This window comes from Micromonospora sp. ATLC16, from assembly GCF_057196645.1.
On record NZ_JBXUOW010000001.1, the window covers coordinates 157,566 to 182,592 of the forward strand.

Annotated in this window: 21 protein-coding genes and 1 pseudogene; 11 read left to right on the forward strand and 11 right to left on the reverse strand. The window is 71.8% G+C overall.

The window, feature by feature from the left end:
* Positions 1-40 precede the first annotated feature (40 nt).
* From AC2CHE_RS00780 to AC2CHE_RS00790, 3 genes are all read left to right on the forward strand, one after another.
* Positions 41-1,573: an NADH-quinone oxidoreductase subunit M gene (locus AC2CHE_RS00780; protein WP_484502921.1), complete on the forward strand. Its 1,533-nt coding sequence runs from the start codon at positions 41-43 to the stop codon at positions 1,571-1,573.
* Between the two features lie 109 nt (positions 1,574-1,682).
* Positions 1,683-3,233, forward strand: a complete 1,551-nt coding sequence (gene nuoN / locus AC2CHE_RS00785) for an NADH-quinone oxidoreductase subunit NuoN (RefSeq protein ID WP_484502922.1) — start codon at positions 1,683-1,685, stop codon at positions 3,231-3,233.
* Between the two features lie 91 nt (positions 3,234-3,324).
* Positions 3,325-4,410 (forward strand): polyprenyl synthetase family protein, encoded by a 1,086-nt coding sequence (locus AC2CHE_RS00790; protein WP_484502923.1) that lies wholly within the window; start codon positions 3,325-3,327, stop codon positions 4,408-4,410.
* A 68-nt stretch (positions 4,411-4,478) separates the two neighbouring features.
* Here AC2CHE_RS00790 and AC2CHE_RS00795 read toward each other — a convergent pair whose 3' ends face one another.
* Positions 4,479-5,666, reverse strand: a complete 1,188-nt coding sequence (locus tag AC2CHE_RS00795) for an MFS transporter (RefSeq protein ID WP_484502924.1) — start codon at positions 5,664-5,666, stop codon at positions 4,479-4,481.
* A gap of 154 nt (positions 5,667-5,820) precedes the next feature.
* Here AC2CHE_RS00795 and AC2CHE_RS00800 point away from each other — a divergent pair, with 154 nt between their 5' ends.
* Positions 5,821-6,603, forward strand: a complete 783-nt coding sequence (locus tag AC2CHE_RS00800) for an IclR family transcriptional regulator (RefSeq protein ID WP_484502925.1) — start codon at positions 5,821-5,823, stop codon at positions 6,601-6,603.
* Positions 6,604-6,686: 83 nt separating this feature from the next.
* Here the strand turns inward: AC2CHE_RS00800 and AC2CHE_RS00805 are convergent, their stop codons facing one another.
* Complete coding sequence (locus AC2CHE_RS00805) at positions 6,687-8,807, reverse strand: PhoX family protein (RefSeq protein ID WP_484502926.1); 2,121 nt, start codon at positions 8,805-8,807, stop codon at positions 6,687-6,689.
* Between the two features lie 246 nt (positions 8,808-9,053).
* Here AC2CHE_RS00805 and AC2CHE_RS00810 point away from each other — a divergent pair, with 246 nt between their 5' ends.
* Positions 9,054-9,548, forward strand: a complete 495-nt coding sequence (locus AC2CHE_RS00810) for a sigma-70 family RNA polymerase sigma factor (protein ID WP_484503025.1) — start codon at positions 9,054-9,056, stop codon at positions 9,546-9,548.
* A complete protein-coding gene (locus tag AC2CHE_RS00815; protein WP_484502927.1) occupies positions 9,545-10,237 on the forward strand; it encodes an anti-sigma factor family protein in 693 nt (230 codons plus the stop codon). Before AC2CHE_RS00810 ends, AC2CHE_RS00815 begins: the two co-directional genes overlap by 4 nt.
* A gap of 14 nt (positions 10,238-10,251) precedes the next feature.
* Here the strand turns inward: AC2CHE_RS00815 and rarD are convergent, their stop codons facing one another.
* The 4 genes from rarD to eccE form a co-directional block, all read right to left on the reverse strand.
* Positions 10,252-11,187, reverse strand: coding sequence for an EamA family transporter RarD (gene rarD, locus AC2CHE_RS00820; protein WP_484502928.1), 936 nt, complete (start codon positions 11,185-11,187; stop codon positions 10,252-10,254).
* Positions 11,184-11,681: a GNAT family N-acetyltransferase gene (locus AC2CHE_RS00825; RefSeq protein ID WP_484502929.1), complete on the reverse strand. Its 498-nt coding sequence runs from the start codon at positions 11,679-11,681 to the stop codon at positions 11,184-11,186. Before AC2CHE_RS00825 ends, rarD begins: the two co-directional genes overlap by 4 nt.
* A 119-nt stretch (positions 11,682-11,800) precedes the next feature.
* Positions 11,801-12,187, reverse strand: coding sequence for a phage holin family protein (locus AC2CHE_RS00830; protein WP_484502930.1), 387 nt, complete (start codon positions 12,185-12,187; stop codon positions 11,801-11,803).
* 45 nt (positions 12,188-12,232) lie between these two features.
* Complete coding sequence (eccE, locus tag AC2CHE_RS00835) at positions 12,233-13,939, reverse strand: type VII secretion protein EccE (protein WP_484502931.1); 1,707 nt, start codon at positions 13,937-13,939, stop codon at positions 12,233-12,235.
* 410 nt (positions 13,940-14,349) lie between these two features.
* Between eccE and AC2CHE_RS00840 the strand changes: the two genes are divergently transcribed.
* On the forward strand, positions 14,350-14,670 hold the full coding sequence (locus AC2CHE_RS00840) for a WXG100 family type VII secretion target (protein ID WP_210937516.1): 321 nt from the start codon (positions 14,350-14,352) through the stop codon (positions 14,668-14,670).
* Between the two features lie 29 nt (positions 14,671-14,699).
* On the forward strand, positions 14,700-14,993 hold the full coding sequence (locus AC2CHE_RS00845; RefSeq protein ID WP_484502932.1) for a WXG100 family type VII secretion target: 294 nt from the start codon (positions 14,700-14,702) through the stop codon (positions 14,991-14,993).
* Between the two features lie 38 nt (positions 14,994-15,031).
* Here AC2CHE_RS00845 and mycP read toward each other — a convergent pair whose 3' ends face one another.
* Complete coding sequence (gene mycP, locus AC2CHE_RS00850; protein ID WP_484503026.1) at positions 15,032-16,183, reverse strand: type VII secretion-associated serine protease mycosin; 1,152 nt, start codon at positions 16,181-16,183, stop codon at positions 15,032-15,034.
* 251 nt (positions 16,184-16,434) lie between these two features.
* On the opposite strand from mycP, the gene AC2CHE_RS00855 reads away from it, so the two are divergent.
* Both AC2CHE_RS00855 and AC2CHE_RS00860 read left to right on the forward strand, forming a co-directional pair.
* Complete coding sequence (locus tag AC2CHE_RS00855; RefSeq protein ID WP_484502933.1) at positions 16,435-19,305, forward strand: SseB family protein; 2,871 nt, start codon at positions 16,435-16,437, stop codon at positions 19,303-19,305.
* Positions 19,302-19,667, forward strand: a complete 366-nt coding sequence (locus tag AC2CHE_RS00860; RefSeq protein WP_484502934.1) for a hypothetical protein — start codon at positions 19,302-19,304, stop codon at positions 19,665-19,667. The genes AC2CHE_RS00855 and AC2CHE_RS00860 overlap by 4 nt, the downstream gene beginning before the upstream one ends.
* A gap of 15 nt (positions 19,668-19,682) precedes the next feature.
* Here the strand turns inward: AC2CHE_RS00860 and AC2CHE_RS00865 are convergent, their stop codons facing one another.
* From AC2CHE_RS00865 to acs, 3 genes and pseudogenes are all read right to left on the reverse strand, one after another.
* Positions 19,683-20,615 carry an alpha/beta fold hydrolase gene (locus AC2CHE_RS00865; RefSeq protein ID WP_484503027.1) on the reverse strand — a complete coding sequence of 311 codons (933 nt, stop codon included), beginning with the start codon at positions 20,613-20,615 and terminating at the stop codon, positions 19,683-19,685.
* A gap of 78 nt (positions 20,616-20,693) precedes the next feature.
* Positions 20,694-20,944 (reverse strand): annotated as a pseudogene (locus AC2CHE_RS00870) (immune inhibitor A domain-containing protein); the annotation flags it as partial.
* A 75-nt stretch (positions 20,945-21,019) separates the two neighbouring features.
* Positions 21,020-23,014, reverse strand: coding sequence for an acetate--CoA ligase (gene acs / locus AC2CHE_RS00875; RefSeq protein ID WP_484502935.1), 1,995 nt, complete (start codon positions 23,012-23,014; stop codon positions 21,020-21,022).
* A gap of 297 nt (positions 23,015-23,311) precedes the next feature.
* Between acs and AC2CHE_RS00880 the strand changes: the two genes are divergently transcribed.
* On the forward strand, positions 23,312-24,055 hold the full coding sequence (locus AC2CHE_RS00880) for a Fic family protein (protein WP_484502936.1): 744 nt from the start codon (positions 23,312-23,314) through the stop codon (positions 24,053-24,055).
* A 77-nt stretch (positions 24,056-24,132) separates the two neighbouring features.
* Here the strand turns inward: AC2CHE_RS00880 and AC2CHE_RS00885 are convergent, their stop codons facing one another.
* On the reverse strand, positions 24,133-24,939 hold the full coding sequence (locus AC2CHE_RS00885) for an HAD family hydrolase (RefSeq protein ID WP_484502937.1): 807 nt from the start codon (positions 24,937-24,939) through the stop codon (positions 24,133-24,135).
* Between the last annotated feature and the right edge of the window lie 88 nt (positions 24,940-25,027).

Consider the following 25,027-nt stretch of genomic DNA (forward strand, 5'->3'; position numbering starts at 1 on the left):
CCGGCGGACCGCACAGTGACGACGGAGGTAAGGCCGCATAATGTCCGACTTCCCGTTCCTCTCGGTGCTCACCGTGGCGCCGCTTGTCGGCGCCGTGGTCGTCGCCCTTCTGCCGCGCAGCCGACCGACGCTGGCCAAGCAGGTCGCGCTCGGCTGGTCGCTGCTGGTGCTGGCGCTGTCGGTGGTCATGTGGGTGACCTTCCAGGTCGGTGGCGACCGCTTCCAGTTCCGCGAGTCGTACCCGTGGATCCCGAACTGGGGGGTCAGCTTCACCTTCGCCGCCGACGGCATCGCGCTGGTCATGCTGATGCTGATCGCGGTGCTGGTGCCGCTGGTGATCCTGGCGTCCTGGCACGACGCGGAGTCCTCGAAGCGGTCGGTGCCGGTCTACTTCGCGCTGCTGCTCGTCCTCGAATGCACGATGATCGGTGTCTTCGCCGCCGCCGACGTCTTCCTGTTCTACGTGTTCTTCGAGGTCATGCTGGTGCCGATGTACTTCCTGATCGGCAGCTACGGGGGTCACCAGCGGCAGTACGCGGCGGTGAAGTTCTTCCTCTACTCGCTTGTCGGTGGTCTGTTCATGCTGGCCGCCGTGATCGGCCTGTGGGTGGTCGGGGGCAAGACCTTCGACTGGGTGGCGCTGTCGCAGGTGGACATCTCCACCGGTGCCGAGCGCTGGCTCTTCCTCGGGTTCTTCGTCGCGTTCGCGATCAAGGCACCGTTCTTCCCGTTCCACACCTGGCTGCCGGACGCCGGTGGGGCGGCACCCGCCGGTGCCGCCGCGCTGCTGGTCGGCGTGCTGGACAAGGTCGGCACCTTCGGCATCCTGCGGTACTGCCTGCCGCTGTTCCCGGACGCGGCCCAGTGGTTCGCACCGTGGGCGCTGGCCCTGGCGGTCATCGGGATCATCTACGCGGCGCTGCTGGCCGTCGGGCAGAACGACCTCAAGCGGCTGGTGTCGTACACCTCGATCGCCCACTTCGGCTTCATCGGCGTGGGCATCTTCGCCTTCACCACGCAGGCGGGCACCGGAGCCGTGCTCTACATGGTCAACCACGGCCTCGCCACCGGGCTGCTGTTCCTGGTGGTGGGCATGCTGATCGCGCGTCGGGGCTCGGCGCTGGTAAGCGACTTCGGTGGCGCGGGCAAGCTGGTGCCGGTGCTGGCCGGTGTGCTCTTCTTCGCCGGTCTCGCCTCGCTGGCCCTGCCCGGTACCGCGCCGTTCGTCTCCGAGTTCCTGGTGCTGATCGGCACGTTCACCGTGAACAAGCCGGTCGCGGTGATTGCCACGCTGGGCATCATCCTGGCGGCGGCGTACGTGCTGTGGATGGTGCAGCGCACCACGCAGGGCACGCTGAACCCGGCGCTGACCGAGATCGACGGCATGAAGCGTGACCTCAACCTGCGCGAGAAGGTCGTCGTGGCCCCCCTGATCGCGCTGATCGTGCTGCTCGGCTTCTACCCGAAGCCGGTGACGGACGTGATCAACCCCGCCATCCAGGCGACCATGCAGGACGTCGGCCGGACCGACCCGGCCCCGTCGGTAGACACCGTCCAGGAGGCGAGTCGGTGAGCGCGAGGAGTGAGCTTGCGAGCCCCGCAGTCGCGAGTCGAGAGGCTGGTGGGGTGAGCGCGAGGAGTGAGCTTGCGAGCCCCGCAGTCGCGAACGAAAGGCTGGTCCAGTGACCGAGCTTGAACTGCCGCCGATCGACTACGCGGCGATCGCGCCGATCCTGATCATGCTGGGCGCGGCGGTGGTCGGGGTGCTGGTCGAGGCGTTCGTGCCCCGGCGGCTGCGGCACCCCGTGCAGCTGCCGTTGGCGCTGCTGGCGGTGCTGGCGGCGTTGACTATGGTGGTGGTCAACGCCGACAAGCGAATGATCACCATCGGGGTGATCGCCGTCGACGGGCCGACGCTGTTCCTCCAGGGCGCGATCCTCGCCCTGTCGGCGGTCGCGCTGCTGCTGCTCGGCGAGCGGGTGGTCGAGCGCGGCGGCGCGTTCGTCGCGCAGGCGGCGGTGACCGCCGACTCGCCGGAGGACCGCCAGCAGGCGGAGAGTGCCGGTGGCGCGGGCGAGGTGTACCCGCTCACCACCTTCGCGATTGGCGGCATGCTGATCTTCGTGTCGGCGAACGACCTGCTGACCATGTTCATCGCGCTGGAGGTCTTCTCACTGCCGCTCTACCTGCTCTGCGCGCTGGCCCGTCGCCGCCGGCTGTTGAGCCAGGAGGCGGCGATGAAGTACTTCCTGCTCGGCGCGTACGCCTCGGCGTTCTTCCTGTTCGGCCTGGCGCTGATCTACGGCTTCACCGCCGGCCTGGGTGACCGGGCCGCCGGGGTGGACTTCGCCACCGTCAACGCGGCCGTGGCGAACTCGACGGCCAGCCCGGTGCTGCTCTTCGCCGGTATGGCGCTGGTCGCCACCGGCCTGCTGTTCAAGGCGGCCGCCGCACCGTTCCATGTCTGGACGCCGGATGTCTACCAGGGCGCACCGACGCCGTTGACCGGATTCATGGCGGCCTGCACCAAGGTCGCCGCGTTCGGTGCCCTGCTGCGGGTGTTCCATGTGGCCTTCGAGGGGGCCCGCTGGGACTTCACTCCGGTGCTCGGCGCTGTGGCGGTGCTCACCATGCTGGTCGGCGCGCTGTTCGCGGTGACGCAGACCGACATCAAGCGGCTGCTGGCGTACTCGTCGATCGCCAACGCCGGCTACCTGCTCGTCGGTGTGCTCGCACCGGGCAGCGAGGGCCTTTCCGGCACCATGTTCTACCTGGTCGCGTACGGTTTCACGGTGTTGGCCGCGTTCGCGGTGGTGACGCTGGTACGCGACGCCGATGGTGAGGCCACCCACCTGTCCCGCTGGGCCGGGCTGGGCCGACGGTCGCCGGTCTACGCCGCCGTCTTCACGTTCGTCCTGCTCGCCTTCGCGGGCATTCCGATGACCAGTGGCTTCACCAGCAAGTTCGCGGTGTTCGGCCCGGCATTGGACGGCGGCCAGGTGTGGCTGGTCATCGCCGGCGTGTTGACCAGCATGGTGCTGGCCTTCCCGTACCTGCGGGTCGTGGTGCTGATGTGGCTCTCCGAACCGGGTGACACCACGCCGACGGTGGCCGTTCCCGGCGGGCTCACCTCGGCCGCCCTGGTGATCGGGGTGCTCGCCACCCTGGTGCTCGGCGTCGCGCCGGATCCGCTGCTCGATTTGGCCTCCGCTGCCGCCGACTTCGTTCGGTAACGGCTGAACTGCCGATTGAGGGCCGGTCCACGCTCGGTGGGCCGGCCCTCGCCGCGTATCCCCGGTCCGGTGCAGGTAGAACGTGTGTGGCATGGTTGGAGGCGTGGTGATTAGGGGTGGCGAGGGTTCAGGCGTCACCGGCTCCGGTGGTCGCCGGAGCCGGTCCGGCGCGGCTCAGTTCGGCGCGCTCGGCCTTCACCTCGCCGATCCGCGCACTGAGGAGTCCGTGCTCGGCGTGTTGGCGGCGGTCGAGGCTGAGCTGCTGGCGAGCATCGCCAGCGCCGACCCGTTCGTCACCGAGGCGGCCCGGCACCTGGTGGAGGCCGGCGGGAAGCGGTTCCGGCCGTTGCTGGTGGCCCTGGGCGCCCAGTTCGGCGATCCGACGCGAGCGGAGGTCGTCTCGGCGGCCGTGGTGGTGGAGCTGACCCACCTGGCCACGCTCTACCACGACGACGTGATGGACGAGGCGTCGGTGCGCCGGGGCGCACCCAGCGCCAACTCCCGGTGGACCAACTCGGTGGCCATTCTGGTCGGCGACTACCTCTTCGCCCGGGCCGCGGACGTCGCGGCCGAGCTGGGCACCGAGGCGGTACGCCTGCAGGCGCGGACCTTCGCCCGGCTGGTCCACGGGCAGATCGCCGAGACCATCGGCCCACGGGCCGGTGACGATCCGGTGACGCACTACCTGCGGGTGATCGCCGAGAAGACCGGCTCCCTGATCGCCACGAGCGTTCAGTTCGGCGCCCAGTTCAGCGGGGCCGCCCCGGACCAGGTGGCGGCGCTGGCGGGCTACGGCGAGACCATCGGGGTGGCCTTCCAGCTCTCCGACGACCTGCTCGACATCGCCAGCGAGTCGACGGAGTCGGGTAAGACACCCGGCACCGACCTGCGGGAGGGCGTACCCACCCTCCCGGTGCTCTACGCCCTCGCCTCCGACGACGCCGACGCCGCCTCCGTGCGCCTGCGGGAGATCCTGGCCACCGGTCCCCTGACCGACGACACCCTGCACGCCGAGGCGCTCGGCCTGCTCCGGGAGAGCCCGGCGCTCAAGCGTGCCCGCGAGACCGTCCGCAGCTTCGCCGAGGACGCCCGCACCCACCTCGCACCCCTCCCACCCGGCCCGGCCCGCCGCGCCCTCGAATCCCTCTGCGACCACATCGCCGACCGCACCAGCTAGCCCCCACCCCACCGGGTTGATCAGGAAGTTCTGGTCGCCGTGCGCGCGAATCCACACGCGAACCTCGATCAACGTTGTGGGCGTGTGGGCGTGGGGTGGTAGCGGGGGGTGGAGAGGAGCGGGGCGGCGGCGAGCATGGCGGCGGCGGCGGTGAGCCACATCGCGGGATAGCCGGCTGCGGCGGCCAAGGGGCCGAGGGCGAGCGGGCCGAGACAGCCGCCCGCGTACACCCCGGTCTGGGTGATCGAGGTGGCTGCGGCCGGTGACTGCGGGTGCAGTTGGACCACCGCGAAGTTCATCAGCCCGGGCCAGGACCAGCCCAGACCGAAGCCGAGCACCACGCCGACCACCAACGGCCCCGGGCCGGCCACCGCGAGCAGGCCCAGTCCCACGGCGCCGGCCACCAGCAGACCGGCGATCACCGCGATGTGTCCACCGGTGCGTCGATCGGCCAGCCAGCCGACCCCGATCCGGGCCGCGACGCAGACCGCGCTGCCGAGGGTCAGGGTGAGCCCGGCCATGCCCGGACCGAGACCCCGGTCGACCGAGGCGTCGACCACGAAGGTGCCGAGCGCGTTCGCCGCACCCGCGGCCAGCGTCGCGGCCACTCCGACGAGGACCAGTCCCGGGTTCGCGCCGCCGGTCCTTCCGGTGCGCCGCCGCGCGGGCTGGGCGCGCTGCAAGGGTACGGCCGGCAGCACGGCCAGTGCGGCACCGGCTGCCGCCACGAAGGCCCATCGCCAACCGACGGTCAGCGCGAGGGTGGGTACCGCGACTCCGGCCAGCAGGGTGGAAACCGGGATGGCTGCCTGCTTGACGCCGAACGACAGCCCCTGCCGTCGGGGTGGGACGTGCCGGGCGAGCAGGGCGTTGCTGGACAGTTGACCGAGCGCGTTCGCGGTGCCGGCCAGGGCGAGCAGACCGACCAGGACCGGGTACGACCGGGCAACCACCGCCACGGCCAGCAGGGCGCCGGCGGAAACCCCGATGCCCGCGCGGGCCACCACGGCGGCGCCCCACCGTTCGACGAGCGCACCGGACGGCACCGAGGCGAGGGCGCCGACGCCGAAGTAGACCGCCACGACGAGTCCCAGACCGGCGGGGGAGAAGCCCAGCTCCTCCCGCATCTGTACGGCGAGCCCGCCGACCAGGAAGACCGGCAGGACACAGACGATCGTGACGGTGACCGCGACCGCACTGGCCCGTACGGGTCGTGCTGTGGTCTCCGAGGTGCGTGCAGGGGCGATGCCGGCCATGGTCCGGCCAACCTACGCCAGCCGCATCTCGGCGACGGAAAGTGCGGTCAACTTCACATCGCGTACTCGATTACCCTGGCTGATCCACCCGATCAGGCGTTTCGCGCCGGGCCGCTTTTTCATATGGTGTAAGTCCCCGGTGGCGGAGGTGGTTGTGCGTGACCCCCTGGCGGAACCTTCGGACCTGATCCGAAGTGTCTCCCGCGCGCTTCGAGTGCTTGAGTCGGTCGGTCGTGCCCCGCGGGGCCTGACGGTCAAACAGATCGCCCGCCGCTGCGAGCTGACCGTGGCCACTACGTACCACCTGGTTCGCACCCTCGCGTACGAGGGCTACGTGATCCGTCGGGAGGACGGCACGTACATCGTGGGTCTGGAGGTGGCTGACCGCTACCGCGAGCTGGTGGCCGCCTTCCGTGGCTCACCGGCCATCGGCGAGAGCCTGCGCCGGGTGGCCCTGGAGACCGGCTGGAGTCACTTCCTGGGCCGGTTCGTGGGTGGCCAGGTGGCGATCACGGCAGTGGCGGAGGGCAACCGCTCGCCGTACCTGGAGGATCTCGTCCCCGGTTTCGACGAGGGTGCCCACGCGACCGCGCTCGGCAAGGCCCTGCTCGCCACGCTCACCGCCGAGCAGCGCCACCGTTACCTGCGTGAGTACGGCATGCGTCCGTTCACCAGCGCCACCCTCACCACCCCGGAGGCATTCGAGGCCGACCTGTCCGCGGGGGACCGACGCGGGATGCAGTTGGAGTTGGGTCAGTTCCGGCAGGGCGTGGCCTGCGCCGCCGTACTGGTGAGCCCGGACAAGGACATGGAGCGGCGGACGGTGCTGGCCTGCGCGCTGCCCGCCAGCGAGATGATGACCTCCGCCCGGGTGGTGCGGACCAAACTGCTCACCGCCGCGCGCGCCATCGCCGACGGCCTGGCCGCCGACAACTGACCGTCGCCACCCGCCGAGACGGCCCCCTCCCTGGTGGGGAGAGGGCCGTCGGATGGGCGGCCGGCGTGATGCCGGATCGGGGGTCAGCTACCGACCGGTCCGCCGTCCAGCCGCCAGGTCACCACCACGCCCGGCTTGGCGTAGTCGCCGTCCGGCCACGTGGAGGCCGGGTTGTCGACCGTGGCACCGGTGATCTCCCCCGGGTGCTGCACGGCCACGAAGACCGAGCGGCTGTCCTCGGTGATGAACGGACCGCAGGTCTCCGCACCCATCGGCACGGTCAGGAACTGCTTGAGGTGGCCGCGCTCCGGCCCTTCGGTCGCGGTGGCGAAGAGCCCGTCGTTGCTGCCCAGCGCGTTGCCGTCGGTGGAGATCCAGAGGTTGCCGGTGGCGTCGAACGCCACGTTGTCCGGGCAGGAGATCGGCGAGACCTTGGTCTTGTCGTACCCGGCGAAGTAGGTCGACGGGTCCGCCGGGTCGCCGCAGACGATCGGCAGCGACCACGTGAACGTGTCGGAGGTGTTGTCCCCCCGGTCCTCGACCAGTTCCAGGATCTGCCCGTGCCGGTTCGCGATACGCGGGTTGGCCTCGTCCGGCGCCGGGTTGCTGCCGACGCCACGGTTGGAGTTGTTGGTGAGCGCCACGTACACCTTGCCGGTGAGCAGGCTCGGCTCGACGTCCTCCGGACGGTCCATCTTGGTCGCACCGACCTTGTCACCGGCGAACCGGGTGAAGGTCAGCACCTCGGCGGCGGTCATTCCGTCCACGTAGGACCGGTTGCCGCTGACCAGCTTGATCCAGCGGCCCCGGCCGTTGAAGGCGCCGTCGCTGGGCAGGGTGCCGGAGCCGTCGATCTCGCCGGCGCTGGTCTGGTCGAGCTTGGCGACGTAGAGGGTGCCCGACTCCAGCAGCGTCAGGTTGTGCTTGCGGGCGACCCAGGAGCCACCCTTCATGAACTTCTTGTCCGAGACGAACTTGTACAGGTAGTCGAAGCGCTCGTCGTCGCCCATGTACGTGACCACGTGCCCGTTGCGCGCGACGATCACGTTCGCGCCCTCGTGCTTGAACCGGCCGAGCGCGGTGTGCTTGCGTGGGCGGCTCTCCGGGTCGAACGGGTCGATCTCCACGACCCAGCCGTGCCGGTTGGCCTCGTTGGGGTGCTTCGCGAGGTCGAAGCGCTCGGCGGCCCGGTCCCACTTGCGGCTGCCGCTGGGGTAACGGGCGGTGGTGTTGATCCCGTAGCGCGCCAGCCGGGCCTTCTCCGACTCCGGCGCGGCGTCGCCGCCGACGAAGTACTGGTTGAAGTTCTCCTCACCGGACAGCACCGTGCCCCACGGGGTGACGCCGCCGGCACAGTTGTTCAGCGTGCCGATGACCGTACGACCCTTCGGGTCGGCGGCCGTCTTCACGAACGACGTGCCGGCGGCCGGGCCGGTCAGCTCGAACTTGCTGCTCAGCGCGTCAATCCTACGGTTGTACGGCCTACGGCCGGAGTCGACGACCTGCCACTGGCCGGTGCCGGCGACCCGCTCGATCTCCACCACCGACATCCCGTGTGCAGCCATCGCCACCTTCACCTGCTCGACACTGAGCGCGTCCTGGCTGGTGAAGCCGGGGAACATCAGGTCCTCGTTGGTGTACTCGTGGTTGACCACGAGCAGTGCCCGCTTGCCGCGCTTGTCGAGCGGGAGCACGCCGACGAAGTCGTTGTTGTAGCCGAACTGCTTGGCCTGTGCGGCGGGGGACTGCCGGCGCAGGTCGAACTCCGGCGCACCGGGCACCACCGGGTCGCCCCAGCGAATGACCACGGCGTGGTCGTAGCCGTTCGGGACGACGAACGTGTCGAGGGTGTTCGGCGGGATCGGCTTGAAGCTCAGGGCACCGCTGCCCGGACGACGACCGGCCGTCGCCGGCTGACCGGCCGGGGGCACCGGCGGGACCGGAACCGGGGCCGCGGCGGCGGCGGGGGCCGCGCCGGCCGCAGCGCCGCTGAAACCGAGCACCAGGGCGCCGACCGCCCCGGCGCGGACCACACCGCGGCGGCTGACCTCGGCGTTCACCACGTCACCGAAGTACGCGTTGTCGGAGGTGTTGGGTACCGGGTGGTCACAGGCGTTGCCGCAGCGGTACAGGCAGGTCATGGCGTCGCGGCTGCCGTGGCGGGGGGTGCCCAGCAGCGGGAGCAGCCGGAGACGGTCGCTCATGGGGAGGATCCTCCTGAGGGTCGGTGCACGTCGGTGCAGGTCACCGACGCGTACCCGCCGGACGCTAGGGCGGCGCGGTGAGCGCGGGTCAGCGTCGACGTGAATCAGCGATGAACTCCACCCCGGGAATCCCAGGTTTGAGCTGGGAATGAACCGATCGGCGTGACAGCACGTATCTCCGGTCGTAACACCGCGCCCGCTCGCGCCGAGAGCGAGGAGAAGACCATCAGCGACCACGACGCCCACCTGCTGCGCGCCCTGCACGACGAGCATGCCGAGGCGCTGTACGCGCACGCGTTGCGGCTGGTCAACGGCGACCGGCAGCGAGCCGAGGACCTGGTGCAGGAGACGCTGCTGCGGGCCTGGCGGCATCCGGAGTCGCTCGACCCTCGGCGCGGTTCGGTACGTGCCTGGCTCTTCACCACCGCGCGCAACCTCGCGATCGACGCCTGGCGGCGGCGGTCCACCCGGGTCGGCGAGGTCTACACCGACGAACTTCCCGAGCCGCCGGAGGTCGTCGACGAGACCGAGCGGGCCGTCGAGGCGTGGACGGTCGCCGAGGCGCTCAACCGGCTCAGTCCCTCGCACCGCGATGTCCTGGTGGAGTGCTTCTACCAGGGACGATCGATTTCCGAGGCGGCCTCCCGGCTGGGCGTGCCGCCGGGCACGGTGAAGTCCCGCACCCATTACGCGCTGCGCTCCCTACGGCTGGTCCTGGCCGAGATGGGGGTGACCGGATGAACCGTTGCGAGTTCGCGTACGACGACGGGGCGTACGTGCTGGGCGCGCTCTCCCCGGCCGACCGCGTGGCCTACGAACGGCATCTCGTCGACTGCCCGGCCTGCCAGCAGTCGGTTTCCGAGATCGCCGTGCTGCCCGGCCTGCTCGGCCGGTTGGACCCGGCCAGCATCGAACAGTTCCTGCCACCGCCGGAGAACCCCCGGGTGCCCGAGCTGCTCAACGCCGCGCGGGAGCGCCGACGCCGCGAGCGGCAGGCCGGCCGGCTGCGGTACGCGGTAATCGGGCTGGCCGCCGCCGCGTTCGCTCTGGTGGTCGGCTTCGGGGCGGCCACGGTGCTGCCCGGGCAGGGGCCGAACGGGCCGGTGGCACAGGTTCGGATGGTGCAGATGCAACCGGTCGCCGGCACGGCGCCGCTGCACGCCGAGATCGGCCTGACCGGCACCAACTGGGGCACCGAGGTCACCATGCATTGCGGCTACGACGAGCGGGCCGGGTACGGCAAGGCGAACGCCTTCCGGCTGGTGGCGCACGCCGGGGACGGTTCGCAGGAGCAGATCGGCTCCTGGCTGGCCGCACCCGGCGACGACCTGCGGATCAGCGGGGCGACCCGGTTCACCAACGCCGAGCTGGTCCGGCTGGAACTGATCCGTGCCGACGGCACTCCCGTGCTCGCCTACGAGGTCCGCTGAACCGTGCCCCAGTGTCAGTGGCTGGTGGCGACCGCCGTCGTGGGCGGCACGGTGCCGTTCAGGCGTAGGCGGCGGGTGTGCCGCGCCTGGCGTACGGCGTCGGCGGTGAAGACGATCAGGGCGAGCCAGACCAGGGCGAAGCCGGCCAGCCGGGCCGGCGGCATCGGCTCGTGGAAGATCAGTACGCCGCAGCCGAGCTGGAGGATCGGCGCCACGTACTGAAGCATGCCGAGGGCGGTCAGTGGCAGCCGGTTGGCGGCACCGGCGAAGAGCAGCAGCGGAATGGCGGTCAGCGCTCCGGCGAGCACCAGCAGGGCCGTGTGCCCGACCGAGACGTGACCGAACGCGGCGGCACCGGTGGCGGCGAGCCAGCCGAGGTAGCCCAGCGCGGGCAGCGACAGCACGGCCGACTCGACGAACAGGCCCTCCGCCGCGGGCAGGCCCAGGCGCTTCTTCACCAGGCTGTACCCGCCGAAGGTGAACGCCAGGATCAGCGCGAGGTACGGCAGCCGGCCGTAGTCGACGGTGAGCACGGCCACCGCCAGGGCACCGACGCCGAGGGCCAGCCACTGCGCCGGGCGTAGCCGCTCGCGTAGCACCAGCACCCCGAGCAGGACCACCACCAGCGGGTTGATGAAGTAGCCGAGGGCGGTTTCCACCACCCGGTCGGAGTTGACGCCGTAGATGTAGGTGAACCAGTTGACGGCGATCAGCGCGGCGGCGGCCCCGATCCCGGCGAGCGTTCGTGGCCGGCGCAGCAGGGCCCGCAGGAAGCCGACGTTGCGCAGCGCGACGAGCAGCAGCGCGACGAAGGCGACGGACCACACCACCCGATGCGCCAGGATCTCCAGCGGGCCGGCGGGGCGCAGCAGCTTGAAGTAGAGCGGAAAGAACCCCCACAGCAGGTAGGCACCGAGTCCGTAGAGGTATCCGAGGCGGAGCGACGTCACGGGTTCACCGTAAGGGGCGTCCGCGGCTGTCGATCCTTGCTGGTGAGCGGGCTCACGGCCTGGTCGCGCTCGTCGAGTTCCATCCACCGGTCGGCGCGTACGGCACCGAAGCCGACCTTCGCGTACACCCCGTGAGCGTCGTTGGTGGCCAGCAGGATCCGGCGTACGCCGAGCTCGGCCAGGTGGTCACGGACCGCGCCCGCCAGCCAGGTGCCCAGCGCACGACCCCGTTCGGCCCGGTCGACGTAGACGTCGCAAAGGTAGGCGAAGGTGGCCCGGTCGGTGATGACCCGGGCGACGGCGACCTGCCGGCCGTCCGCCGGCCGGTAAACGCCGAACCCGACGGACCCGGCGAACGCCCGCGTCACCGTCTCCCGGTCCCGCCCGAGCGCCCAGTACGCGTCCCGGCTGAGCCAGCTGTGTACGAGATCCAGATCGAGCCGGGCCGGATCGGTGCTGATCGTGAAGCCGTCAGCGCGGGTGAGGGTGAACACTTCGTCGAAGCTAGTGCCTCAGCTCGGTGGGTTCCGCAGCCAATTCCCGCCATCTGGCCGGGCGCGCCGTCCCGGTGGTCGCCGTTGCCGGCGACCACCGGGAACTCGCGTCGGTTGGGTCAGTCGCGGTCGAGGACGGCGCCGAGGATCCAGGTGACGATGCTGACGAAGAGTGCCCCCAGCACCGCGGCCGGCCAGAAGCCGTCGACGTCGAAGGGCAGTCCCGCCTGATCCGCGATCCAGCCGGTGAGCAGGAACAGCAGACCGTTAACCACGAGGGCGATCAGGCCGAGGGTGAGCAGGTAGACGCCGCAGCCAACGGTCTTGATGATCGGCTGGAGCACCCCGTTGACCACCCCGAAGATGACCGCGACGAGGATCAGGGTCAGGATCGTCTCGGAGACCGAGTCCGTTTCAAGCGAGATGCCGGGAATGAGAAGTGTGGCCAACCAGAAGGCCACCGCCGTGGCGCCGACCCGGATCAGCAGCCCTTTCAAAAAACCCATGGCGGGCATGGTGCCACGGCGGGCGTGCGGGCGGAACCCGCGAGATCATCCATCGCGACGAAGGGTGCGGTCACCGATGAGCTGCGCCTCGATCGACGTGCAGCCGAGCAGAGCCCAACGCAGGGCCCGCCGGTTGACCACGGCGACCATGTCGTGCCGGATCCGGGTCAGCAACTCCGCCGCGTCGCCGAGCCGCAGCGCGTTGCCGGCGACGGTGGCTTCCGCCGGGCTGAGCGGCTGGAAAACCGCCAGGTCGGCGCGGCCCAGCGCGTCCGCGTCGGCGGCGGTCAGCGCGTCGCGGACCAGTAGCGTGGTGTGCCAGGCGGTGCCCGGCCGTGGACCGGCCGGCGCTGGCGCGTCCAGCACCACGAGCACCGGGGTCAGTGGCGTGCCGGGCTCTCCCGCCACCGGGCGGTCCGGTGGGGTCAGCCGGACCGGCCCGCCCGGCCAGCCGACGCCCCGGACGAACGGCTCCCAGGCGGGTGCCCGGGCGGTCTGGACGATCACCCTGGCCCCGAGTGCCACCGCACGCACCACGATCAGTTGGGCGGCGGGTACCCCGCCGACGAGCATCAGTCGGGTGCTCTCCGGCCGGAACAGCCGGATGGTGACGGCGTGGCCGCGCCGGTTGACGCCGAGCATCAGCCCGGCGGCACCGAACGGCAGTTCCGGGGCCAGGTCCTCGCTACCGATCGGCGCCTCCCGCTCCGGTTTCCGGGCACCGGTCGGTGGTGCCCCGGGCAGGGCCAACGGCAGCGTTCCGGCGAGCCCGTCCAAATGCCCGCCGTCGAGTCGCTCCACCGCCGCGCCGTCGGCGGACACCGTCCGCCGCAACTGCCGGGCCGCCGTCGAAAGCTCGGTTGGCGTCGTCGCGGCCAGCCGGACGAGCAGCCCGGCGGCCGTGGGCCGCTCCGTCCCGGCGTGCAGCGACACCGTGACCGCGGTCGCCGGTAGCTCCCACAGCCGAGGCACGAGCGTGGCCGCGTCACCTTCCGGCCACCGGCTCAGCCGGAAGGTGGTCTGCAACAGGCCGCCGCATCGGACCGCCTGCCAGGACTCCCGCACCGGAGCTCCGTCGTGGTGGGCGAACTCGGCAAGCACCCGCCGGATCGGCTGCTCGCCCATCGGTCGTACGGTCACCGGTCGGAGCCGCCGGACGACGCGCCGGACAGCGCCCGCGAGGGCGTGCCGCAGCGCCTCCTCCGGCCAGCCCCGCGTCCGCGACACCCGCACCGCCAGCACCGCCCGCTCCCGGCCGGCCAGCTGCCCGTCGGTGAGCTGACGGTAGGAGACGGCCGCCGCGCTGCCGCCGGCACCGACCGCCGGTGCCGGCTTGCCGGTCAGGAGAAGTTGTACGCGTACGGGTGGTGCCTGGTCGGTGTCGGCCGGGAGCAGCGACGCGGGTGACGGTAGTGACAGTTCGCGGTCACCGAGCAGGTCGGCCGGGTCACCGATCTCCAGCAGGGCCACCAGGCCGCCCGGGTCGTCAAGCACGGCGGCCGGACCATCGCCCAGCTCGACGGGACGGATCACGGCGTGCGGGTCCACCAGGTCGAGCAGCTCGGCCTGGCCGGAGTGGGGGCTGGTCAACCGCCGTCGGGCCAGGTAGCCGAGGCCGACGACCAGCCACTCGTGCAACCAGCGCCGGCGGACCCGGCACCAGGTCACGGCGAGCAGCGCGGTCGCCACCAGTGTCGTGGCGATCGTCGCCAGGAGGTTCCGGCCCGGTACGGCGACGAGCGTCGCCGCCACCAGCTGGGTCGCGACGATCTGCCCCGACCGAAGCCGAGCCGGTCGTCTTCGACGGCCGGTGCGTGGCTTGGCCCCGGCGGGGAGGATCCGAGGCCCGGGGCTGGCAGACGGCTCGCCGGAGGGAGGGAGAGCGGCCGCATCCGGGCGGGTGGGAGTGAGGGTCGCCGCCACCACACCTCCCCAGAGCCGATCACCCATCGCAACATTGCCGCGGCCCATCGTAATTACCGGCGGGCGATCGCGTTGTCCACAGGGGAACCCGGCGGGGTAGCAGAACCGCGATCGTGTCGCTACTCTCAGCGACGAGTTCTCGTTGGCCCATCCCGCGTCGTGCTCGCCCTCCGGCGTCGTGGGTGGTGCGTTCCCGCCGCAGGGCCAGCCACGATCGAGGAGACGAGGTGACGTCCAAGGTGTCCCAGACCCAGGCAGAGGCCGCGGTGATGCAGCAGACCGCGGCGAAGTTCGAGCAGACCGACCAGTCGTTGCAGTCGATGCTCAGTGGACTGCTGGTCCAGCTGGAGATCCTTCAGCAGGCCTGGCGCGGGGCTGGTGGCCGGTCGTTCGAGCAGGTCAAACGGAAGTGGGCGGAGGATCAGGCCGGGTTGCAGCAGGCCCTGCGAGAAACGGCGGGCGCGATCCGCGCCGCCGGCACGCGGTACGACGCGTCGGACGCTGAGGCGGCCGCCCGGGTGGCCGCCACCAACCGCGGCGGCATCCAACTGCCGCTCTAGAGCCCACGACCTCAGGGAGAAAGAATCCGATGGAGCACGGTGTGCTGGTCGTCAACTTCGCTGCGCTGCAACAGGCCAGCGCGGACATCCAACGGGCGCTGAACACACTGGACGCCCAACTCGGTGAGTTGGAGCGCGATGCGGCGCCGCTGATCGCCAGCTGGTCCGGCGCGGCCCAGCAGGCCTACGAGCAGCGGCAGGCGCGGTGGCGCAACGCCTCGCAGGATCTCCAGGTGATGCTGCGCGACATCAAGCTCGCGGTGGACGAGTCTGCGGCCGACTATCTCGACACCGAGAAGCGGAACACCAACCTCTTCCAGTGAGCCGCTGCGCATGGACGGCGGGGTGACGCAGATCGGCGTCACCCCGCGTCGTGGTCATGGTCGGCCGGACGCCATCGTCGGCGTACCCCCCGAGGCAGCACCGCCGAGGCCAGCACGACAACAGCCATCATCGGCACCCCCACGCCGGTCAGCAGCAGTGCCCGGCGTCGCGCGTCGCTCCGACGGTCCTGCTGCGCCAGCAATGTCGAATCGGGCCGATCGTCGGCCAGCCCGGTCACCGGTCGCGGGTGCTCCGACATCGATCCGGTCTCGGTGACCGCCCGGTACGGGTTGAGCACACCCGCGCCGTACCCGACGCCGGGTGCCGGATCGGCGGTGGCGACGATCCGTCGAGCCACCTCGACCGCGCCGAGGTCCGGGCGGTACTGGCGTAGCAGGGCCGCGGTGGCGGCGACGAAGGGCACCGCGTAACTGGTTCCGTCGGCGCTGCGGTGACCGTGCCCGGGGGCGGCGATCAGCACATCGACACCGGGAGCGACGAGATCCACGTGGGCGCCGGTCTGCGAGAAGTCGGCCCGTGCCCCGTCCGCGCCGACCGCGCCGACCCCGAGCACCCCGTCGTACGTGGCCGGATACGGGCGGCGTTCGGCACCACCGGAGAGGTTGCCGGCGGCGGCCACCACGACCACGTCCCGGCTGAGCGCGTACCCGACCGCCGCGCGGACCGTGGGGTGGTCGGCGTAGAGCACCACGGAAAGGTTGACCACGGTGGCGCCCTGGTCGACCGCCCATCGGATGGCCCAGCCGAGGTCCCGTGGGGCTGCCGTGCGTCCCGTCCCGCGCCCGTCCACGACCTGCTGTTCGCTGACCCTGACCGGCAGGATCCGGGCCTTCGGCGCCAGCCCACGGAAGCTGGTCCCGGCGCGTGGCGCGGCGGCGATGAGGCTCGCCACGCCGGTGCCATGACCGACACAGTCGAGGCCACCGTCCCCGCCGGGATCGAGCAGGTCGGCGCCGGCGAGCACCCGCCCCGCCAGTTGGGGATGCCGCCGGTCCACGCCCGAGTCGACCACCGCCACGGTCACTCCGGCACCGGTGGCCAGCCGGGCGAGGCGCTCCGGGGAGTACCGCTGCTGTGCCCACGGGGTCGCGGCGACCGGTCGGGCCGGTGCCGGTGGCGACGCGCATCCCGGCGCGGCGCGGGCCGGCGTCACCGCGCCTGGGGTCATCGGGCCGGCCAGCAGGGCTGCGACCAGACCCGCCCGGATCAGGTACGGCAGGCGTCGAGCATCCCGCCGGTGCCGCCGCGCACCTGGTACCCGGTACATCGACCGCCTCCGCATCGTGTCGACACCGGGACGGGATGTTATCGGTTGCTGGTGAACCGGGCGGGCCACCGCCAGCCTGGCATTGTGATCTTGTGATCACCTTGTAGGTTGTACCCGATACCTATGGCCTGTGTCCGGGAGGAGGGGTGGCCGTGACCGACTGGGAGCCGGCCACCGGGGCCGAGGCGGCGATGCGCGACGCGCTGCACGGCAATGACCAGCAGCTTTACTTCCGTATCCTGTCCGGTGTCGAGCTGTTGCTACCGGTCTCCGCCCAGGCGGCCGCGGGGCAGACGCCGGTGGGCTGGGGCACCTGGACGACCGGCGGCCGGACACACGTGCTGGCGTTCACCTCCGCCGAGGCGATGCGGGCCTGCCTCGGTGAGCACGCCGGCCCCAGCCGACGCACCGGCTACGCCGAACTCGCCGCGAGCTGGCCGAACCACGAGTGGTGGCTGGCGGTGAACCCGGGCCTGGCCATCGAGGGCTACCTGCCCGCCTGGTACGTCTCCCAGCTGTCCCGAGGTGACGTCCGGCTACCCGGCCGTACGGTGGGCGCCCGTGCCCGGTTGGAGCGCGTGGAGGCGCTGAACCGGGCCCGCGACGCCGCCTCGGCGGCACCCGCCCCGGCGACGCCGAATCCGCCGTCCCCACCGCGGCAACCGGGTCCGGTCCGGCCGACCCAGGTCTCCCCGGCGCCGCCGGTGGTGCCGGCGGCCTTCCATCTTCCCGGGGTGCCATCGGCGGCGGGCACGGTCGCCGGTCCGCACCGACCGGAGCCCGCCGAGCGGGCACCCGCTCCGCCCCGCCCGGCTCGACCCGACGGCAGCGGGATGGGCCGGGCCGATGCGGCCGGCCCGCAGCGGCCGGGTGATCTCGGCGGTGTCCGGCCGGACGGCCCCAGCAGAGACGGCATGTCGCCACGGCGGCCGTCGCCGGGCCGGAACGAGGAGCCGAGCTCTGCCGGGCCGGGATGGCCCGTGGCGCCGGAGCGGCCCGGAGCGCCCAGCAACGGACGACCGGCCGGTTCCGACCCGCCAGCTCAGCGCTCCTTCTTCGAGCCTGCCAACGGTCGCTCGACGCATCGCGGTGACCGCCTTGCCGAGCGGGCCGCGCCACCGTCCCGGTTCCGGGGCGGTCAGCCGTTCCCCCGGCGCGGACCGGCCGGCGAACCGCCGTCCGACGGGCCGACTCGCGCCTTCGTGTTCAGCGAGAACGACCAGGCCACCACCCGGACGCGACCGGTCCCGAACGAGGAGGCGACCCAACCGCTGCCGCCGCCCGACGGGCCGGTCCGACCGCTGCGGGTGAGCACCCCGGCGGGCTGGGCGGCACCGGGCGGCGGTGATCCGACCGCTGGCGGCGGTGACCCGACCCAGGCGCTACCCCGGCGCCAGCCGGTCGAGGAGGAGCCGGCCACGGCGGCCGAGCCGGTCTCCGCTCCGCCCGCGCCGCGCCGCGGTTTCACCCCGATCGTCATAGAGGGCACCATCATCGAGGCCCGCGACCTCACCATGACCAACGGTCACCCCGGCGGGGCACCGCACGGCGGCAGCGGGCCGGTGTCCCAGGCGGGGGCACCGTCCGCTCGTCCGGCACCGGAGGACACCGAGGTGGCGGCCTCGCCCGTGCCGGCACCGGAGCCGACAGCCGCCGATCCGGAGCCGACGGTGCGCTTTCCGACGCCGAGCGTCTCGGAAGCCGAGCCGACCGTGGTGACGCCGACGGTGACGCCCGAGCCGACCGTTCCGGTCCGGACGGTGATGCCCGAGCCGGCGGTGGCTGCTCCGACGGTCACCCCGGCAACGGACAGCCGGACCCGGACGGACACCGACGCCGGGGTGGCACCTCCGGCCGCCGCCCACCCGACGGCCGCCCCGGTCACGGAGACACCCTCGCTGTTCACCCCGGTGTCCGCACCGCCGTCGACGGCGTCGCCGTCCTCGGTGCCCGCATCGACCGCGCCGGCCACGGAAGCGCCCGTGGCCGCCGGAGTCCCGGTGCCCGACCCCGCCGCGTCCGAGGCGGCCACCGCGTCCGTCGCCGTGCCGCCCTTCCGGCCCGCCAACGAGGTGGAGGAGGACCTGTACGGCGCCGCCGAGGCCGGCAGCACCGACACCTTCCTGTCCACGCTGCTGCTGGCCCGGGTCCTCATGCCCGTCGCGGCCGACTCCGCCCCCGGTAGCCACCCCGGCGACCCGGGTTTCGTCTGGCCGGCGGTGCAGTTGGACGGGCAGACCTTCGTGGTGGCATACACCTCTCCGCAGCGCCTCGCCGACCACACCGATCCGGCGGCCGAGACGGTCCAGGTCCGCTTCGTCCAGCTGATCCGTAGGTGGCCCGACCCGGCGTGGTCGTTCGCGGTCAACCCCGGCACCCCGGTGGGCGCAAAGCTGCCCGGTGAGCAGATCGTCGGACTGGCCAACTGGGCTGCCGAACTCGGCCTCGGCGACGACGCTGAGGGCGAGCCCGAGCCGACCGTCGAGGCTCCCGCACCGGCGAGCGGTCCACGACAGGCGGCACCGCCGGGCGACCCGGCCCGGCCGATCGTGATGCAGAAGGCGATCGCACCGAGCCAACTCGGCTACTACCTGGAACGGGGCTACGACCGGGTCTCCGGATTCGTCCACCGGGCGAGCGAGTTGGCGCATCTCACCACCCCGGCCGCCCTCTACCAGGCGCTCGGCCTCAACCATGCCGAGTCGCCCTTCGCGCCCGACGCCGAACAGATCTACGTGCTCAGGTGGCCGGCGTACCGGCCGAGCCTGTACCGCATCCCCTACGGCGGGCAGAACGAGGCGGCCATGCGGGCGATGGAGGGTTGGGTGATCGAACGGCCCCCGTTCCGGGGCAACGGCTTCGCCCCCGGTTCGGGCAGCGACGTGCTCGCCGAGTTCAAGGTGGACAGCGTCCGGTTGCCGCACGGCGCTCAACTGGTGCGCATCGACGCCTCGGGCAGCGAGCGGCTGATCGCCGTGCTCGACGCCGACACGCTCTCCTGGCAGGAGGTCGGTGAGCGGTGATGCGGGACGGCTATGTGGCGCGCTGGCGCGGGCGGGAGTTCCAGGCCAGCCCGGACGGCGGCGAGGTTCGGCTGTACCAGCCGGACGCGACCGACGGTTTCACCGAGGTGCGCCCCGGCCGGCACGTCCGGGTGGTCCCGGCGAACGAGATCGAGGCACTGGCGTACGTCCGCACCACCTGCACCTGGAAGGGGCAGCCGTTCATCGTGCTGGCCGAGCACGACGGATGGCTGCGGGTCGAGTACACCGGTGGACGCTGGCCGGTCGCTCAGGCGATGCGGTTGGAGGCGTTCGACTTCGGCGTCTACCAGGGCTGGGCCCCCGTCGGCGAGGTCAGCGACGTACGCGAGCAGCGGGTCTGAGCCCGTCCGCGCGGGTCAGGACTTCGCCCAGCGCAGCACCTCACCGAGCACCAGTTCCGGTGTCTCCAGGTGAGGGAAGTGCCCGACCTCGTCGAGCAGTCGCCACTCGTACGGCGCACTGACGTAGCGCCCGGAGCCCTGGGCGGTGCGCGGCAACGCGGCCACGTCCCGCGCGCCGTGCAGTTGCAGGGTGGGAGCGGACAGCGGTCGTTGCATCAGCTTCACGAACCGGTAGCCGTGCAGCCGCAGCCCCGATCGAAACGCCCACCGGTAGCCCTCCAGGGCGCAGAAGGCGGCCTGCGGGATCCGCATGGCCTCCCGGTAGCGCCGCGCGTAGTCGGAGAAGTCGGCACCGGTGACCCAGCGGTCGCCGCCCCACCGGCCCAGGATCTCCTCCACCGCGCGGCCGTTGTCGCGGGTGAGGAGGTGTTCGTACCGGGGCAGCTGGAACCTCAGCGCCGGGGTCGACGCGGCGAACTGACCGCGTGGATCAGCGAAGATGGCGGCCCGCAGCCGCAGTGGGTGCGGGGCGCCGAGCACCACCAGGCGGCGTATCAGGTTGGGATGGAACGACGCCGCGGTCCAGGCGATCATGCCGCCGGCACCGGTGCCGACCAGCGTGGCCGAGCGCTCGCCCAGCGCCCGGATCAGCCCGGCGACGTCGGCCGCGAGGGTGTAGCCGTCGTACCCCCGGGGTGGTTTGTCGCTGGCGCCGTAGCCCCGCAGATCCATCGCGACGGCGCGGAAGCCGGCGTCGGCGACCGCCGGTAGCATCCGGTGCCAGGCCCACCAGTGCTCGGGGAAGCCGTGCAGGAAGAGCACCATCGGCCCGGTGCCGGCCTCCACGACGTGGAAGCGGCTGCCGTTGGCACCCACGAACCGGTGCGTCCACGGCCCCTCGGTGAGTACGCAGGACTCGTCGACGGCCTCGTCACGCTGCTCGGTCATGCCGGACAGCCTAGGGCCCTGTCCTGCCGATCGGTTGGTGCCGTCGGCGTGGGTGCCGGGCCGATCCGACCGAACGCCGGCATGCTCGTGGTCGAAGACGCTTCGACCGCCGTTCTCCGGCTGGATGGTGTGGTCGCCGATCCAGACGGCGGTGTCGCCGATCTGGCGGTCCCACTCGTCCGTTGCCCGCGCGTCGGCGGCGATCTCCTCGTCTGTCCGCCCGGCCGGTCCGGCTCGGGGATCTCGTTGTGCAGTGGACCGCCGGACTTCGTCGGGCCGGGCATATCCGGGTCCGTGTCCTGGTCGGGGTAGTTCGGGTGCCCGTCGTTGGTGCGACGTGCGGAAACATGACGAGGGTGGCGGCCCGATCCCGGACCGCCACCCTTGGGGTCGTACGCCTGTCGTCAGTCCTCGTCGGACTTGCCGCCGCTCATACCGGAGGCGATCAGGTCCATCACGGACGAATCCTGCAACGTGGTCACATCACCCAACGAACGGTTCTCCGCCACGTCCCGCAGCAGCCGACGCATGATCTTGCCGGACCGGGTCTTCGGCAACTCCGGCACCAGCATGATCTGCCGGGGCTTGGCGATCGGGCCGAGCGTCCGCGCCACGTGGTTGCGCAGCTCGGCGATGAGCTGCTCACCGGCCTCGCCGGAGATCTCGGTGCTGCCCCGGGGAATGGCGAACGCGACGATCGCCTGCCCGGTGGTCGGATCGGTCGCGCCGACCACCGCTGCCTCCGCCACCGACGGGTGCGACACCAGCGCCGACTCCACCTCGGTGGTGGAGATGTTGTGCCCCGACACCAGCATCACGTCGTCGACCCGGCCGAGCAGCCAGACGTGCCCGTCGTCGTCCTTCTTGGCGCCGTCCCCGGCGAAGTAGATCCACGGGGCGTTGGCGTCGCCACTGGCACCCGCGCCGAACCGCGACCAGTACGTCTCGATGAACCGGTTGTCGTCGCCCCAGATGGTACGCAGCATCGACGGCCACGGCTCCCGCAGCACGAGGTAACCGCCGCCGCCGTTGGGCACCGACTGGCCCTGGTCGTTCACCACGTCCGCGACGACACCCGGCAGGGGGGTCATCGCCGAACCCGGCTTGGCGGCGGTCACGCCCGGCAGCGGCGAGATCATCATGCTGCCGGTCTCGGTCTGCCACCAGGTGTCCACGATGGGCAGCTCACCCCGCCCCACGTGCTGCCTGTACCACATCCAGGCCTCGGGGTTGATCGGCTCGCCGACGCTACCGAGCAGCCGCAACGAGGAGAGGTCGTGCTCGGCCGGGATCTCCTCACCCCACTTCATCATGGTGCGGATCAACGTTGGCGCGGTGTAGAGAATGGTCACCCGGTACCGGTCGACGATCTCCCAGAAGCGGCCCTTGTGCGGAGTGTCCGGGGTGCCCTCGTACATCACCTGGCTCACGCCGTTGGCGAGCGGGCCGTAGACGATGTAGGAGTGACCGGTCACCCAGCCGATGTCCGCCGTGCACCAGTAGACGTCGGAGTCCGGCTTCAGGTCGAAGACCGCGTACGAGGTGTACGCGGCCTGGGTCAGGTAACCGCCGGTGGTGTGCAGGATGCCCTTCGGGCGGGCGGTGGTGCCGCTGGTGTAGAGAATGAACAGCGGGTGTTCGGAGTCGAACGACTCCGCGGTGTGCTCGGCCGACGCCTGCTCCACCGTCTCGTGCCACCAGTGGTCCCGCTCGGACCAGCCGACCTCCTCGCCGGTACGCCGAACCACCAGGACGTGCTGGACCGACGGGCAGTTCGCCACCGCCTCGTCGACGGTCGGCTTGAGCGCGGACGGCTTGCCGCGCCGGTACCCGCCGTCGGCGGTGATCACCACCTTCGCCGAGGCGTCCTGGATCCGGTTGGTCAGCGCGTCGGCGGAGAAGCCGCCGAAGACCACGCTGTGCGTGGCGCCGATCCGGGCACAGGCCAGCATCGCGACCGCGGCCTCCGGGATCATCGGCAGGTAGATCGCCACCCGGTCACCGGCCGTCACCCCGAGGTCGGTGAGCGCGTTCGCCGCCTGACAGGTCATCCGGTGCAGGTCGGCGTAGGTGATGGTGCGGCTGTCGCCGGGCTCGCCCTCCCAGTGGATCGCCACCTTGTCGCCCCGGCCGTCCTCCACGTGCCGGTCGAGACAGTTGTAGGCCACGTTCAACTGCCCGCCGACGAACCACTTCGCGAACGGCGGCCGGGACCAGTCCAGCACCTGGTCCCACTGCTTGCTCCAGGCCAGCCGGGCCGCCTGACGCTCCCAGAAGGCGAGCCGGTCGGCCTCCGCCTCGGCGTACGCGTCCCCGGTGACGTTGGCGTCGGCGGCGAGTTCGGCCGGCGGCGGGAACTGGCGCGTCTCGTTCAGCAGATTGGCCAATGCCTCGCTCATGCCGGCACTCCGCTTCGCTTCGTGCCGCCCTGAGGCACCAGCGCGCTGCATTGATGATTCGCTCGCTGCCGCTCGCTCATGGGGTGACTCCTCGTTGCTCGGGTGACCTGGGTCTCTCCCGGAGGTTAGTCGCGGCGGCCGAGCGTGGCGACCGATCCCCGACGCGCCCGTCGCTCAACGGCCCCTCCCACGCGCCGAGGGGCAGGGCAGCCCTACTCATCGGCCATGCAGGTGGCGGGGATCGCGTTGCCGGTGACTCGCGCCCGGGGCGACAGGCATCATCGCTAACGTGTCGGGGTGACCGCCGATCCGCTCGCGCCGCTGCTCGACCTCGCCGACATCGCTACCGCCGTGGAGCGTGCCCGTGACCGGTTCGACCGGGCGCTGGGCCATCGGGCGCTGCGCCGCCACGGCGGCCAGGTCGCCGCAGAGGTGAGCCTGCGCTCCGCGGTGGCCAGCGCCGGCCTGGAGGGCCACCACCACGAGCGGGAGGCGGTACGCGCCGGCACCGTCACCGAACCGGTGCTCCAGGGTGCGCTGCGGGTGGCCGGAGCCCTGCCCGGGCTCAGTGAACTCTGGCCGAAGGCCCCCCGGCAGGCGCTGGCGAAGCTGCACGTGCTCGCCGCCCGCGAGATGGTCACCGAAGCCGAGCTGGGCCGCCCGGTCGACGACCCGGTGGTCGCCGCCCGGCTCGACGCCCTGGCCACGCTGGTGACCGGCGGCACCCGGGTCACCCCGCTGGTGCTGGCCGCCGTCGTGCACGGCGAACTGCTCAACCTGCGGCCGTTCGCCGGCCCGTCGGGCGTGGTGGCCCGGGGCGCGGCCCGTCTCGTGCTGCTCTCCACCGGATTCGACCCACGCGGCCTGCTCGCCGTCGATATAGGGCACCGGGAACGCGAGCCGGAGTACGTGGGCGCGGCCGGTTCCTTCGCCACCGGCACCCCGGACGGCCTGCGATCCTGGCTCCGCCACTACATGTCCGCCGTCGAGGTGGGCGCCGACCAGCTCACCGCGATCGGCGACGAGATCCTGGCCGCCTGACCGGGCACGGCTGCTCGTGCGCCTGCGCTGTCAGGCGGGGCGAGGCTGGCCCGGGTACGGGTGCAATGCTCGGCCGGTCAGGCTGGCGAGGCGGGGGCGCGGGTGCGGCGGTGCCGGCCGTACCAGGCGATGCCGATGGCCACTCCGACGCCCACGCCGAGCGCCGCCGCGGCGACCGGAACGGCGGGCCGCTCGCGCAGCCGCCGGCCCAGCGGCACCGGATGCCGGAACTCGAGCACCGGCCAGGCGTTCTCCACCGCCAGCCGGCGTAGCTGCCGGTCCGGGTTGACCACCGACGGATGACCCACGCACTCCAGCAACGGGCGATCGCTGTACGAGTCGGAGTAGGCGTACGAGTCGGCCAGGTCGTAGCCGCGGGCGGTGGCGAGCTCGCTGACCGCCTCGACCTTGCGGGGACCGGCGGCGTAGAACTCGACCTCACCGCTGTACCGACCGTCGACCACGCCCATCCGGGTGGCGATCACGTCGGTCACCCCGAGCAACGCGCCGATGGGGCGCACCATCTCCTCGCCCGAGGCGGAGACCAGCACCACGTCCCGTCCGGCGGCCTGATGCTCCTCGATGAGCGCGGCGGCCTCCGCGTACACATAAGGGTGGATCAGCTCATGCAGTGTCTCCGCGACGATCTGGCGGACCTGCTCCACCGGCCACCCCTTGCAGAGCGTGGCGAGATAGTCGCGGGTCCGGGCCATGGTCTGCTCGTCGGTGCCGCCCAGCCGGAACATCAACTGCGCGTACGCCGACTTGACCACATCACGTCGAGTGATCAGGCCGTCCCGGTAGAACGGCCTGCCGAACGCCAGGGCGCTCGACTTGGCGATGACGGTCTTGTCCAGATCGAAGAAAGCGGCACTTCGGCCCACGGCGCGAAAGTCTAGCCCGATGCACTATGGTCGGCGGGTGCCCGGGGGCTGAAGAGCACTCGGACCTGCGGGCCGCCCCCACCCGCCT

Coding starts and splice junctions, on each gene's coding strand:
- AC2CHE_RS00780 (WP_484502921.1), top strand. CDS start 41: ATGTCCGACTTCCCGTTCCTCTCGGTGCTCACCGTGGCGCCGCTTGTC.
- AC2CHE_RS00790 (WP_484502923.1), top strand. CDS start 3,325: ATGGTTGGAGGCGTGGTGATTAGGGGTGGCGAGGGTTCAGGCGTCACC.
- AC2CHE_RS00795 (WP_484502924.1), bottom strand. CDS start 5,666: ATGGCCGGCATCGCCCCTGCACGCACCTCGGAGACCACAGCACGACCC.
- AC2CHE_RS00805 (WP_484502926.1), bottom strand. CDS start 8,807: ATGAGCGACCGTCTCCGGCTGCTCCCGCTGCTGGGCACCCCCCGCCAC.
- AC2CHE_RS00815 (WP_484502927.1), top strand. CDS start 9,545: ATGAACCGTTGCGAGTTCGCGTACGACGACGGGGCGTACGTGCTGGGC.
- AC2CHE_RS00830 (WP_484502930.1), bottom strand. CDS start 12,187: ATGGGTTTTTTGAAAGGGCTGCTGATCCGGGTCGGCGCCACGGCGGTG.
- AC2CHE_RS00845 (WP_484502932.1), top strand. CDS start 14,700: ATGGAGCACGGTGTGCTGGTCGTCAACTTCGCTGCGCTGCAACAGGCC.
- mycP (WP_484503026.1), bottom strand. CDS start 16,183: ATGACCCCAGGCGCGGTGACGCCGGCCCGCGCCGCGCCGGGATGCGCG.
- AC2CHE_RS00865 (WP_484503027.1), bottom strand. CDS start 20,615: ATGACCGAGCAGCGTGACGAGGCCGTCGACGAGTCCTGCGTACTCACC.
- acs (WP_484502935.1), bottom strand. CDS start 23,014: ATGAGCGAGGCATTGGCCAATCTGCTGAACGAGACGCGCCAGTTCCCG.